This window comes from Cephaloticoccus capnophilus, assembly GCF_001580045.1.
In the GTDB taxonomy this organism is placed as follows: Bacteria; Verrucomicrobiota; Verrucomicrobiia; order Opitutales; family Opitutaceae; genus Cephaloticoccus; species Cephaloticoccus capnophilus.
Genome location: NZ_LSZP01000009.1, coordinates 52,603 through 65,888 on the forward strand (window position 1 = coordinate 52,603; position 13,286 = coordinate 65,888).

Annotated in this window: 9 protein-coding genes and 1 tRNA gene; 7 read left to right on the forward strand and 3 right to left on the reverse strand. The window is 61.8% G+C overall.

Features of this window, described 5'->3' with window-relative positions; translation table 11 throughout:
* Positions 1-48: 48 nt before the first annotated feature.
* Positions 49-1,992 carry a glutamine--fructose-6-phosphate transaminase (isomerizing) gene (gene glmS / locus AXK12_RS01410; protein ID WP_068710987.1) on the reverse strand — a complete coding sequence of 648 codons (1,944 nt, stop codon included), beginning with the start codon at positions 1,990-1,992 and terminating at the stop codon, positions 49-51.
* A gap of 120 nt (positions 1,993-2,112) precedes the next feature.
* Between glmS and AXK12_RS01415 the strand changes: the two genes are divergently transcribed.
* The 4 genes from AXK12_RS01415 (at position 2,113) to AXK12_RS01430 (ending at position 9,637) form a co-directional block, all read left to right on the forward strand.
* Positions 2,113-3,408 (forward strand): glucose-1-phosphate adenylyltransferase, encoded by a 1,296-nt coding sequence (locus tag AXK12_RS01415; RefSeq protein ID WP_068710988.1) that lies wholly within the window; start codon positions 2,113-2,115, stop codon positions 3,406-3,408.
* 425 nt (positions 3,409-3,833) lie between these two features.
* Positions 3,834-4,334, forward strand: a complete 501-nt coding sequence (locus AXK12_RS01420; RefSeq protein WP_156468768.1) for a hypothetical protein — start codon at positions 3,834-3,836, stop codon at positions 4,332-4,334.
* A 203-nt stretch (positions 4,335-4,537) separates the two neighbouring features.
* A complete protein-coding gene (gene hrpA, locus AXK12_RS01425) occupies positions 4,538-8,758 on the forward strand; it encodes an ATP-dependent RNA helicase HrpA (RefSeq protein ID WP_068710990.1) in 4,221 nt (1,406 codons plus the stop codon).
* Positions 8,759-8,851: 93 nt separating this feature from the next.
* Positions 8,852-9,637 carry a dienelactone hydrolase family protein gene (locus AXK12_RS01430; RefSeq protein WP_068710991.1) on the forward strand — a complete coding sequence of 262 codons (786 nt, stop codon included), beginning with the start codon at positions 8,852-8,854 and terminating at the stop codon, positions 9,635-9,637.
* A gap of 70 nt (positions 9,638-9,707) precedes the next feature.
* Here AXK12_RS01430 and AXK12_RS01435 read toward each other — a convergent pair whose 3' ends face one another.
* Positions 9,708-10,610, reverse strand: a complete 903-nt coding sequence (locus AXK12_RS01435; protein WP_082782554.1) for an ABC transporter ATP-binding protein — start codon at positions 10,608-10,610, stop codon at positions 9,708-9,710.
* A gap of 92 nt (positions 10,611-10,702) precedes the next feature.
* Between AXK12_RS01435 and AXK12_RS01440 the strand changes: the two genes are divergently transcribed.
* Positions 10,703-11,386 (forward strand): lysophospholipid acyltransferase family protein, encoded by a 684-nt coding sequence (locus tag AXK12_RS01440; protein ID WP_068710992.1) that lies wholly within the window; start codon positions 10,703-10,705, stop codon positions 11,384-11,386.
* Between the two features lie 355 nt (positions 11,387-11,741).
* Here AXK12_RS01440 and AXK12_RS01445 read toward each other — a convergent pair whose 3' ends face one another.
* Complete coding sequence (locus AXK12_RS01445) at positions 11,742-12,317, reverse strand: hypothetical protein (protein WP_068710993.1); 576 nt, start codon at positions 12,315-12,317, stop codon at positions 11,742-11,744.
* Positions 12,318-12,476: 159 nt separating this feature from the next.
* Between AXK12_RS01445 and AXK12_RS01450 the strand changes: the two genes are divergently transcribed.
* Positions 12,477-12,552: transfer RNA gene (locus AXK12_RS01450), tRNA-Ala, on the forward strand.
* A 94-nt stretch (positions 12,553-12,646) separates the two neighbouring features.
* Positions 12,647-13,072 carry an OsmC family protein gene (locus AXK12_RS01455; RefSeq protein ID WP_068710994.1) on the forward strand — a complete coding sequence of 142 codons (426 nt, stop codon included), beginning with the start codon at positions 12,647-12,649 and terminating at the stop codon, positions 13,070-13,072.
* Positions 13,073-13,286: the final 214 nt, after the last annotated feature.

Below are 13,286 nucleotides of genomic sequence, written 5' to 3' on the forward strand. Positions count from 1 at the left end.
CTGTGCTGTGCCCCTCGTTCGCGCGGCGTGTTTTACTGTAGGCAAGGCTTATTCTACAGTGACGGATTTGGCGAGGTTGCGCGGTTTATCGACATCGCAGCCGCGTTGTTTGGCGATTTCGTAGCTGAGCAGCTGCACGGGGATTGTGGCGACGAGCGGGAGGATGGCTTCGTGGCAATCGGGGATGTCAATGCGCGCATCGGCGAGTTTTTCTGGGAGTTCGAGCCCTTCGGTGCAAATGGCGATGATAGGGCCGCCGCGCGCTTTTACTTCCTGCATGGAGGAGACGACTTTGGAAAACAGCTCGCCGCGCGTGACGAAGAACACGCTGGGGCAGTCGGGGCTAATGAGGGCGATGGGGCCGTGCTTGAGTTCGGCGGCGGGGTAGCCCTCGGCGTGAATGTAGGAGATTTCTTTGAGCTTGAGCGCGCCCTCGAGTGCGATGGGAAAGAGCGCGAGTCGGCCAAGGAAGAGCATGTCGGTGACCTGCGCGTAGCGTGTAGCGATTTCGGCGATACGTGGGGCTTGCTCGAGCGTTTTGCGGATGAGTGCGGGGACGGCGCGAAGCGCGGCCACAGCGGCGGCGCCGTCGGTGAAGCTCATCGTGCGCAGCCGCGCGAGGTAGAGTGCGAGCATCGCGCCGATGAGTAGTTGCGAGGTGAAGGCTTTGGTGGAGGCGACGCCGATTTCGGGCCCTGCGTGCTGGTAAATGCCGCCATCGGCTTCGCGGGCGATTGTGGAGCCGACGACGTTGGTGACGGCGAGCACGCGCAGGCCCTTGCGTTTGGCTTCGCGGAGGGCGGCGAGTGTGTCGATGGTTTCGCCGGACTGGCTCATGACGAGGCAGAGCGTGTTGGTGGGCGAGAGGGGGGCGTTGCGGTAGCGAAATTCGGAGGCGTAATCGACCTCGACGGGTAGGCGCGCAAATCGCTCGATGAGGTGCTTGGTGACGAGGCAGGCATGCCAAGCGGTGCCGCAAGCGCAGAGGATGATCCGGTCGACGTTGCGAAGTTCATCTGCGTTGAGGTTTAGCCCGCCGAATTGGGCGGTGCTGCCGTCTTCGGAGAAGCGGCCACGCATGGTGTTTTCGAGCGCGTCAGGCTGCTCGAAAATCTCCTTCTGCATAAAGTGCGCGTAGTCGCCGAGCTCGGCTTGGGCGATTGACCAAGTGATTTGGTCAACGACGGGTTCGAGCGGGGCGGCGTTTAGGCTGCTGAGGCGTAGGTCGGTGGGGCTCAGGTGGGCGAGCTCGCCGTCGTTTAGGTAGACGACTTTTTGCGTGCGGCTGATGAGTGCGGCGGCGTCGCTGGCGACGAGGTGCTCGCCCTCGCCGATGCCGAGGATGAGCGGCGAGCCTTTGCGCGCGGCGACGAGCTCGTCTGGCGCATCGACGCAGAGGGCGACGAGCCCGTAAGTGCCTTCGACATGGCGGAGTGCGCCGCGCACAGCGACGAGGAGCCGGGCGTCCTGAGCGTCATTGGCGTTGTGCGCGTTTTGCGGCGGCGTCTTTGCGTAGTGGTAAGCGATGAGGTTGCAGAGCACCTCAGTGTCGGTCTCGGAGGCGAAGGTGTAGCCGTGGCCGAGGAGGAATGTCTTTATCGAGTGGAAGTTCTCGATGACGCCGTTGTGGACGAGGGCGATCCGGTGGTCGTTGCTGAGGTGCGGGTGCGCGTTGGCCTCGGTGACGCCGCCGTGGGTGGCCCAGCGCGTGTGGCCGATCCCACAATGCGCAAGCGCGGGGAGGGCACTGTGTTGTTGTGCGGCGGCAAGCTCCAACTCGGCGACCCGGCCTATGCGTTTAAGGTAATGTAGCTTGGCGGCGCTAGGTGCGCGCGCCTTGGCGCTGTCCGGCTCACCCGGCTCGCTGCCTGTCGCAGCTGTCGTGACTGCTAATCCCGCCGAGTCGTAACCTCGGTATTCGAGTCGTTTTAGTCCCTCGATGATGAAGGGGGTTGCGTGTTGTTTTCCCGTATAGCCGACGATTCCGCACATTTTTACTCGCGACCGTAGCTGTGGCCGATAAGCTCCTGCAAGGCTTTAGGATAGACCCCAAAAAGAACGCATTCTGCGCGCCCCTACGCGGCCTCCAAAAACCCCTAACTCTTCCTCATCATGACGACACGAAAACGAGTCTTGGCTGTCATCATGGGCGGCGGTCGCGGCACGCGGCTGCAGCCCCTCACTGCGGAGCGCTGCAAACCGGCCGTACCTCTTGCCGGTAAATATCGCTTGGTCGATATTCCGATAAGTAACTGCATTAATTCCGAGATTAACCGGATGTTTTTGCTCACGCAGTTTAACACTGCCTCGCTGCACCGTCACATCCGCGAGACTTACCATTTCGATGCGTTTGGCGGGGGCTTTGTCGAAGTGCTCGCCGCCGAGCAGACTGAGAAGAGCGTGGATTGGTATCAAGGCACTGCCGATGCGGTGCGGCGCAACCTCAACCACTTCCGCGTCTTCGATCACGATCTCGTGCTGATACTTTCGGGCGATCAGCTTTACAAAATGGACTTTCGCGAGCTAATCGACGCGCACATCGCGAGCGGGGCCGATGTGACGCTCTCGGCAATTCCGGTGCCGGTTTCCAAGGTCGAGGGGCTAGGGCTGATGAAGGTAAACGATGCGCTCGAGATCGAAGACTTTGCCGAAAAGCCGAGCGACCCTGCGGTGATTGAAGGGCTCGCGTTGAGCCCCAAGATAGAGAAGCGGCTGCACGCGCCTACTATCGGTCGCGAGAAGCACTGCCTCGCCTCGATGGGGATTTACCTCTTTAACCGCAAAGCGCTCACCGAGGCACTCGACAACACGATGGCCGACTTTGGCAAAGAGGTGATCCCGAGCCTGCGCGGGCGCAAAAAACTCTGTGCGCACATCTTTGAGGGCTATTGGGAAGACATCGGCACAGTGAAGGCGTTCTACGAGGCAAACCTCGCTCTCGCGCAGCCTTTACCGCCCTTTAACTTTTTCGACCCGAGGGCGCCCGTCTACACGCTCGACCGCTACCTGCCGCCGTCGAAAATCAATCTCTGCACGGTCGATAACATCGTGGTGGGCGACGGCTCCATTTTGAGTAATGGCGTACTGACGCACTGCGTCTTCGGGCTGCGCTCCTTCGTCGCCGATGGTTGCGCCTTGGAGGATGTCGTTCTCATGGGTGCGGATTTTTACGAAACGCCTGACGACCAGGCGGAAAACAAACGGCTGGGCCGGCCAAATATCGGTGTCGGGAAAAACTGCACGATTCGCGGCGCGATTATCGATAAGAACGCACGCGTGGGCGATGGCTGCACGCTCGACGCGACCGGCAAGGCCGATGGCCGTTACGCCGCCGGGGCAGTCATCGTGCGCGACGGCGTGCTTGTCGTCCCTCGCGGCGGTATCGTCCCACCCAATACAGTGGTGTGAGCGTGAGTGCCCGCTGGCGGATTTTGACGATTCCGGCACTGGGCATGTTACGTGTACCATGAGCCGGGCGTGGTGCTCATCCGGGCGGGCGAACGTATTGCGATTCCCGATTTGCTGATTGGCCGCGTGGGCGACGGCTGCACGCTCCACGCGAATGTGCTTAGCTTTGACCAGTACTTTGCGCGGATGCCCGAAGTGAGCGCGCGCAGAGGCATTTCAGTGAGGCTCAAGCTTGGTCGCGCTGCGCGTAAACTGCCGCGGTCACTGACCGCCCCTTACGTAAAAAACGGGAGGCCAGAAACCTCGCAAAGTTGGCAGGCGGTAGCTTCTCTTTTGCTACCCCTTACCGCAGTGATCGTGTTGCCCGCACAGGCTCGCCGTTTTCATGCGGATTTCTCTCTCCACCAAGACCCCAATTTCCCCTTTTGGCTATGGGCTGCGACCTACCCAAAATTCACATCGAGTGGGATGACGCGCATGCTGCCGGGCTAACGCTCGAGCTGCGCACTTATCGACAAATCGTGAGTCGGCTCGGTTCGCATGAGGGCGTGGAAACCTCGCTCGATACGCAAGACGCGGACGGACGACACTGGGGGCGCGAGCCTTCCGATGTGCTCGAAAATACGCGCGAATCGAGCGAGTGCGCAGGCAGCGTCTTACATGACGTCCGCGCCATGTGCCGTAGTCTGGGGAGACTGCGCGACCTCGGGGCGACCGTGACAATCGATGGACGCGAAGCCACCGTCGCTGCGCTCGATGCCTACGAAGACACACTCGCACGCGAAGTGTGCCGACTCGGGAGTGATGCATCCGCCGATTCCGGCGACCGCGCAGTTAACGGCGAACGCGGCGGCAGCTTCCTCAGCACCATCGTCTATGTCGTGGGCCTCGCAGTCGTGCTTCAGTGGGTTTTTAGCTGTAGTTGAGCCTGCCCGCGCAGCCGCTGCGAGAGGGCGACTACAGGGCGCGCGCGGCCCGCTTATTCATTGTAGCGACTACAGGGCGCGCGGCCCGCCCGCAGCGACCCGGTCGTCACGTTTAAGGGCGGGGAGTTTTCTCGTGTGCTGGGCTTGACCACGATTGCGCTAGAGTGAGGGCATTTGTTTCGCTCTCGCTTCCCGCCAATCCCGTGCCTTCCCGCAATCCCGATAAAACCCATCCTCACGCGCCTGCCTTCCGGCTCGATTTTCCGCCGGAGCTTCCGATTAGCGCGCGCGCGGAAGAAATCGTTGAGGCGATTCAGCGGCACCCCGTCCTGATCCTTGCGGGCGAGACCGGCTCGGGAAAAACCACGCAGCTTCCCAAGCTCTGCCTCGCTGCCGGACGTGGGACGCTCGGGCGCATCGCGTGCACGCAGCCGCGGCGTGTGGCCGCGCTTTCGGTGTCGCGCCGCGTGGCCGAGGAGCTTCGCGTGCCGTGGGGCCGAGAGGTCGGCTGTAAAATCCGTTTCAACGACCAAACGAGCGCGGCGACACTCATCAAATTCCTGACCGACGGGATGCTCCTCGCTGAAGTCCAAGGCGACCCGTTTTTAGGCGAGTACGACACGGTCATCATCGACGAGGCGCACGAACGCTCCCTCAACATCGACTTCCTAATCGGCCACTTGCGCAACCTCCGCGCGCGGCGGCCCGAGCTAAAAATCATCCTTACCTCGGCAACGATTGATACCGCGCTTTTCAGCGCGGCCTTCGACGATGCACCGGTGATTTCGGTCTCGGGCCGCACCTATCCAGTAGAGGTCATTTATTCGCCGCTCGACGGACTCGGCAGCGACTACGCCGAAGGCGACGAAAACGAAGACCGCAGCGACCTAGCCTCAATCCAGTCTGCCCGTGCGGAGGCGCTCCACTACATCGATGGCGCAGTCGAGGCCGTAGCGCGTATCCTCGCCGAAAGCCACTCCGGCGACATCCTCGTTTTCATGCCCAGCGAGCGCGATATCCGCGAGACCTGCGACTTGCTGGGAGGCGTGCAAAATCGCCACCGCTGCGAACTGGTGCCGCTCTTTGGCCGCTTGAGTGCGAGCGAGCAGCAACGCGTTTTCGCGCCGAGCCAAGCGCGCAAAATCGTCGTCGCGACGAACATCGCCGAGACCTCACTCACGCTTCCGGGCATTCGCTTCGTCGTGGATACGGGGCTCGCGCGGCTCAGTCGCTACTCGCCGCAGACGCGCACGCGACGGCTCCCGATCGAGCCCATTTCGCAATCAAGTGCTGACCAACGCAAAGGCCGCAGTGGCCGCGTCGCCGAGGGGCTCTGTATCCGGCTCTACAGCGAGAAAGACTTTTTGGAGCGACCGCGCTTTACGCAGCCCGAGATTCAGCGCGCGAACCTAGCGGACGTGATTTTGCGGATGCTTGCCAGTGGTCTCGGCGACATTGAGAGCTTCCCCTTCATCAACCGCCCCAGCACTCAAGCGATTCGCTCCGGCTACTCGCTCCTCGAAGAGCTCGGCGCAATCGAGCTCGGAAGTGCACGCACCTTAACCCGCGTGGGCCGCGAGCTCGCGCGGCTCCCCGTCGATCCGACAATTGGGCGGATGATTCTCCAAGCGCGTCGCGAAAAGGCGCTGCGCGAAGTGCTCGTCATCGCTGCCGCGCTCTCGATTCAAGACCCGCGTGAGCGCCCGCTCGACAAGCAGGCCCAAGCCGACTCTGCCCACCGTCGCTTCCTGCATCCCGACTCCGACTTTCTCACCCTGCTCAACATCTGGGATGCCTATCACGACGAGTTTGAGCGCTTGAGCCAATCGCGGCTCCGTAAGTTCTGCCGTGAGCATTTTCTAAGTTACCCGCGCATGCGCGAATGGCGCGACATTCACTCCCAACTTTGCGAAGCGATTGGCGACGGGCGGAAAGGGGCGAGTCCCCTGAGTTCGGCTTTCTCAGGGCTGGAAGTTCAAGATGCCAAAACGACCGCTTGGGGCACTGCGCCGTATCGCGCCATCCACCGCGCGATTCTCGCCGGCCTCCTTGGCAACATTGCCGAGTGGCAGGAAAAGGATCGTGTCTACAAAGCCCAGCGCGACCGTCGCCTCGCGATCTTTCCCGGCTCGGTGCTCTTCCAGCGCGACGCGCGGAAAGCGAAAGGCCAGTCCCCCGACGGGCGGCCGCCGTCCGCCCGCCAAAAAAAGGGAGCGAATCCGCCCTGGATGATGGCGGGGGAGATTGTGGAAACCTCGCGGCTCTATGCGCGCACCTGTGCGCGGCTCGACCCGCAGTGGGCAGTCGAGCTCGGAAAGCACCTCATTAAACTCTCGCACAGCGAACCCTTTTGGGACGAGGCGAAGGGGCGCGTGATGGTCAAGCAGCGCGCCCGGCTTCACGGGCTCGAACTCGAAGTCCGCGCCGTAAGCTACGGCCGCATCGACCCACGCAGCGCGACGGAGATTTTCATCCGCGAGGGGCTCGTTAATGACACGATTACTTGGCCCTTCGATTTCCTAGCGCACAACCGAGCCATCCGCGACGAAGTCGAGAGCCTCTTCACCCGCACCCGCGACAGCCGCGTCCTCAACCTCGACGAGGCCCTCTATCGTTTCTACGCGGCGCAGCTTTTTACCGATGCAGACGGTGGGCCGCACTATACCTCCTCCGTCGCCGAGCTGGTTGACCTCACCCGCGAGCGTGCCGCCGCGTACCCCGATTTTCTAAAACTGCGCGTTGGGGATTTATACGATCCGGAGGCCGATGAGGCCGCCGCGCACGCGCTCAGCTTTCCAGAAAAACTTCCGCTCCAAAACACCGCGCTGCCGCTTAACTACGCCTACCGCCCGGGCCAAGCGGACGACGGCGTGACGCTCGATCTGAGTCCGCGCGAAGTCACCTCGCTTAACGAGGCCTCATTGGATTGGGCAGTGCCCGGGCATCTCTTTGAAAAGGTAGAGTTCTACTTGCGCGCGCTGCCCAAGGAGCTTCGCCGTGCGCTCGTGCCGCTCGCCGAAACCGCCAAAAGTCTCAGTGCCCAGCTCGCCTCGCGCGACCGCTTAACCGGTCGTCGCGAAACGCTCACCGCAGCCCTTGCTGCCCAGCTCAATGAACGCTTCGGCCTCCACCTTAAGCCGGAGATCTGGACGGGCCGCGCACTCCCCGAGCACCTGCGCGTCCGCGTCCGCGTGACTGACGAAACGGGCCGCGAACTTTGCGCCAGCCGCGAGCTTGCGGAGATTCGCGCAAAACTCGCCCTCGCGCAAACCGAGGCGACCAGCACGGCTTCGAAAGCGGCGAGTCAAGCTTGGCGCGCGGCGCGTGCGCGCTGGGAAAAGCTCGACCAAGCCGAGTGGGCTTTCGGGGAGGCAATCCCCAGCGAGGTCAAAATCGGCGAGGACGCGGGACTGCCGCTGATGGCTTACCCGGGACTGGCGACGCGCGTCGGACAGGTGAGTGCCGAGCCGTCGCCTCCTTGGGCTACAGGCGTTTCGCTCAAACTGTTTAAAACGCGGGAAGAGGCGCTTGCCGAAACACGCGCGGGTGTTTCGGCCCTCTTGGAGTTGGGGCTTCGGCACGACCTAGGTTGGCTCGCTCGCGACCTGCGCGATTTTAGGAAACTCGGGCCCCTGGTTTCCACGCTGGCACCGCTTGCCGCATTGGAGGAGGACGCCGCACAGATGCTTCGCCGCTGGGCCTGCGACTCGGCCCGCTGTCCGTGGCGAGACGCGGGCGTCAAGTCAGGCTCCGCGAGCGAACTCCGCGCGGGCGATTTCTCAGCGGCCCTCGCAAAAGCAAAGGCCGACTTACGCGGCATCGTGCCCAAGCTCTGCGACCTGCTTGGCGAGGTGCTCGCACTCCGACAAGAACTCCTCGTCCACCCGACGCCCTACACCGGACTCGGCGAGGAGCTTACGCGCCTGTTGCCGCCAGATTTTATTCGGTGTGTGAGCTGGCCGCAGCTTCAGCACTTTCCCCGTTACTTACGTGCGAGACGGCTGCGTGCGGAGCGTTGGCGGCAGAATCCGAAAAAAGACGCCGACCGTGCACGCCAACTCGCCCCCTACGAGCGGGCCTTGCACGAGTTCGAAAGCGAGGCGCGCGACAAACCCGCTTATCGCGAATTAGCCGCTCTGGGAAAACTCCGCTGGCTCGTCGAAGAGTTTCGCGTGAGCCTCTTCGCTCAAGAGCTCGGCACCGCAGAGCCCGTTTCGGAGAAAAAATTGGACGCGGTGATTTTTGCCCTGCGTTCGGAAGATTCGCCCCAGCGGGAACTCAGTTCACGGGGGCCAGCTTTGCGCAGTTCCTCGCTCCCAGCACCCGCTACATCCGTTTCCAAACAGCCGATTGCTCAAGCAAGCGCTCCGCTCAAGCAACCGCTGAAAAGCCTCGCCGCGCTCGAAAAACTCTTCCGCCGCTAAGCTGCGCTCGGTGCCTCGCGTTTCAAACGCGAACAGACCCTAGCATTTTCGTCTCTTCTTGCTGCGTGCGGCTGCGTCGTCAGCTTCTGCGGCATGAAACGTTACCCTCTTTTTGTGCGGTGTGTGCTGTCCGCGTTCGTTTCCAGTGCGTCGCTTATGGCGGCGATTGTCGAAAAACCGATTTCCTACGAGCACAGCGGAGCGACGCTCCACGGGCTGCTCGTTTACGATGAGGCCAAGGTTGGCGGCGGCGAGCGACTCCCGGGCGTTCTCGTCATCCACCAGTGGATGGGCCGCGGCGAATTTGAGGCGGCGCAAGCGCGGCAGCTTGCAGCCGAGGGCTACGTGGCCTTCGCGCTCGATATGTATGGCGAACAGCCGAAGAACACGGCGGAGGCACGTGCCTTGACTGCTCAGTTTTATGGCAAAGCGCTCATGGCCGAGCGGGCTGGCGCGGGACTCGATCAGCTCCTGAGTAGCGACTTCGTCGATTCGGAAAAGGTCGCGGCGATTGGCTACTGTTTTGGCGGCACCACGGCGATGGCCCTTGCGTATAGTGCCGCGCCACTCGCGGGCATTGTGAGTTTTCACGGCGGACTCATTGAGGCTCCAGAAACTGCTCCTGAGCCGCTTCGCGCGAAGTTCTTGATCTGCCACGGTGCCGTCGATCCCTTCGTGCCTTGGGCGCAGGTGCAGGCGACGCTCGACTCGCTGGAAGCCGCGAAAATCGACTACCAATTTATCGCTTACCAAGGGGCCGTGCACAGTTTTACCGATCCGGCGGCGACGGGTGAGGGAAGCCCGGGCGCGAAGTATCAACGCGAGGCGGCCGAGCGGTCTTGGGCGCACATGATCCAGTTTTTTGAGGAAATTTTTTGAGGGTCGCAGGCCCTTTTCCTTAGGCGGCAGCTTGGCCGCGCCTCCGCTCCGTGAGGCATAGGCAGTTCCGCTATTGGCTTTGAATGTCTAGCCGCAGTCCGTGTGTCGCACTGCGGCTAAGTCGAACGGGCGCGGCGAAGACTTGCGAAAGTTTCTCGGAGTTGAGCGTCCGTGCGCGTGTCCCCGCGGCGACGACTCCGCCCTTTCGCAACAGCAGTGCGTGAGTGAAGGCGGGCGTGATCTCCTCGACATGGTGGGTGACGAATACGAGCGCAGGCGCGCGCGGACTGCGGGCCAAGCGATCGACGAGCTTTAGGAACTCGACCCGCGCCACCGGATCAAGCCCGGCGCAAGGTTCGTCAAGTATCAGCAGGCGCGGGCGAGCCATGAGCGCGCGGGCGATGAGCACGCGCTGCCGCTCGCCCTGGGAGAGGAACTGCCACTCGCGCGTTTCGAGGTAGCTGCCATCGACCAGCGCGAGGAGTTTACGCGCGGCGCTGCAATCGACTTTCGTGACTTTTTTCCACAAATCGAGCTGCGCAAATTTACCGCTGATGACCGTCTCGAGCGCTGGCTCGGCGGGCGGAATGAGTGAGGTGAACGAGGTGGTAACGATGCCGATGTGCTCGCGCAGCGCGCGCCAATCGCAGTTTCCGTATTGGCCGCCGAGCAGCTCGATCTCGCCGCGCGTGGGTGGGAAATAGCCAGTGAGTGCACGCAAGAGCGAGGTCTTGCCCGAGCCGTTGGCCCCGAGGATGACCCAGTTTTCACCGCGATTTATCCGCCAATCCACACGCTCAAGAATGACCGTCTTCCCGCGCCGGATATGCAGGTCGCTGACGTTTAAGATGGGGGCCGCCGCCTTAGGCGATTTTACCTGGTGGGGCAGTGCAGGCCGCACTGGCTTTTTTAAGAGGCCAGTCGTGGTCGGCTTTTTCTGCTGCTTTGGCTTAGTCGCAAGTCGCTTGGGCATGGCGCACTTTTTCGCGTGAGGTTTTTTCGCGGTCAAGTGTGCTAGGGTAAATGCCGCAGAGAACTTTAGATCCCCACAACGACGCGTCCCCAATGCGTGGTGCGCCAAAAGAAGAGCCTGCGGCTGCCGAGCCTGAGTTTAAGCCGTATGAGATCCGTGGGTGGCGGCGTGCCTTGCTTTGGCCGCTGGGCGCACTCGTGCGGCTCTGGGGGCGGACGCTTCGCTTCGAGACGAGCGAGGCGGATTTGTGCAACTTGCGCAAAATCGATGAGCCGGTCGCGTTTGTCCTCTGGCATAACCGGCTCTTTGTAACGCCCGAGGTGTGGCGTCGCTACCGGCAAGGCCGCCCGCTCTACGCGCTCGTGAGCGCGAGCCAAGACGGGGCGTGGCTAACCGCGTTTTTCTCGCTCGTGGGGCTGAGCGCAGTGCGCGGGTCGAGCAGTCGGCTAGGGCGCGAAGCGGCGAGCGCACTCGTCGGCGTGCTACGCGCCGGACACGATGTGGGCATAACGCCCGATGGCCCGCGCGGCCCGCGCTACACGCTGAAGCCCGGCGCACTCATCGTCGCCCGTCGCACGCAAACGCCGCTTTTGCTCTTAGGCGCAGAGTTTCACTCGTCTTGGCAACTCAAGCGGGCTTGGGATCGGTTTTACCTGCCAAAGCCGTTTTCGCGCGTGCGGCTGCACTGCGAACTCGTCGCTGCAGCCGAGCTAAGTGCCCGCGACGCCGCCGCCGCCCAACTCGAAACCCGGCTCCGCGAAATGAGCCCGGACTAGGGCAGCCGCCGTTCAAACGCGCGCCGCGCTGCTACGCTTTTCCCACTACGCGTGGGGCGGCAGGCTGTGCCTGCACCCATTTACAGAGCCGCTTGGTTGCCGTGCATTCGCATGGCAACCAAGCGGCTCTGTGAAAAGGAACCCAAACTTTGAGACGTGGATTTTTCGTGATTTTTCCCTCCTCGCCCAAACGGGTTATCACTCTACTTTCCCCTCCCTGTCGCAACGCGACAGGGGAGAGTGCTTTCAAATTTGGGATTTCGCTTTCGCGCGATAGCGCGATGAGAAATCCCAAATTAAATGGAAGCGGTCACTGACCGCCGCCCCACGCGCAGTGGAAGCTCAGAGAGAGCCGTCAGAACTCTGGAGTGAAGGCGCCGGTTTTTCCGGGAGTCAGGCTGTAGTTTTCGCCGATGTTCCAGTGTTCGTCATTGAGTAGGAATTTGAATGAGAGCGGGGTACTCGCATCGGCTTCGAGCGTGATGACCCACTCGGCACTGCCGAGGCAGTTCATCGTCAGCCCGCGCTCCCAGCTCAGCCCCGCACCTTCGCCGCGCAGCGTGAGCCGGTTGCCAAATCCTACGTCGATAAAGGCTTCGATGGTCGTCACTGCCGCAGCCTTAGCGGCTGTGTCAGGCGCAGCTGCCTTGGGCTTGGCAACCAGGGTTTTCGGCTTTTTCGCCGCAGCGGGTTTGGGCGATTTAGCGACTGTGGGCGTGAGAGGCGAGAGTGCCTTCTTCGCATTCGCGGCGGCTTTGGTTACACGCGCAGAGGTCAGAGGCGTAGGCGACTTTGCGGTTTTGGCGGTAGCGGGGCTCGAAGAGCCTTTTGTTTTGCGAGTCGCTGTTTTCGGCTCGTCGCTAACTCCGGTGTTGCCGGTGCGAGCGTTCGTGCGCGGGGCCTTGGTGGCGGACGTCTTGTTCGTTTTCATGGTGTAAAGTATTTTCAATTTGAGGCGCCTTGAAGGGCAGCCGCTCACAGCTATACGCGGGCTTTTACCTAAAAGCGAACCTTGCTGGCACTTGTTTCCTAAAAATGATGTTTACTCATACTGCGCAACAGCTCACAAACGCCACCTTCTCGGGTTTTCGGGGCTGTAGCTCAGTTGATAGAGCGCTTCGTTCGCAATGAAGAGGTCAGGGGTTTGATTCCCCTCAGCTCCACCAGAGAATCGCGGACTCTTTTATTTTGCGGGCCCAAGTCGGGCCGCCGGAAACTTTGAGTCGCCACTTAGCCGCTGCGTCTCGCAGTTTCCCGAGCATGGTTAAAAGCACAGGAATTTATCGAGGCGGTTTAAATTGTGAGCTAACGCATGGGCCGAGCGGGCAGGTCGTGCCGACTGATGCGCCGGTCGATAATCAGGGACGTGGCGCGGCGTTTTCGCCGACCGACCTTACGGCGGCATCGCTCGGCGCCTGCATTGTGACGACGCTCGCGATCGTCGCTCGCACGCGGCTGGGGCTCGACGACGCGATGTTGGCAGGCACGCGCTGGGAGGTGACTAAGGAAATGAGTGCGGATGCCCCGCGCCGGATTGTGCGACTGACTACCGAGCTTTGGTTGCCGATTCCCCAAGACCATCCGGCGGCTAGGGTGCTCGAGCACGCCGCGCGCAACTGCCCAGTCAGCAATAGCCTGCACCCCGACATCGAAAAGCCCGTCACGATTCACTGGGGCGCTCAGTGAGCGCAGCCGTAGGCTGTTTTATTTTGCGGGCCGCTCGTTGGCGGCCCGTCAGACACAGCAACCAAGCGGCTCTGTGAAAAGGAACCCAAACTTGGAGTCGGGAGCTTATGAGTGATTTTCCCCTCCTCGCCCAAACGGGTTATCACTCTACTTTCCCCTCCCTGTCGCAACGCGACAGGGAGAATGCTTTCAAATTTGGGATTTCGCTTTCGCG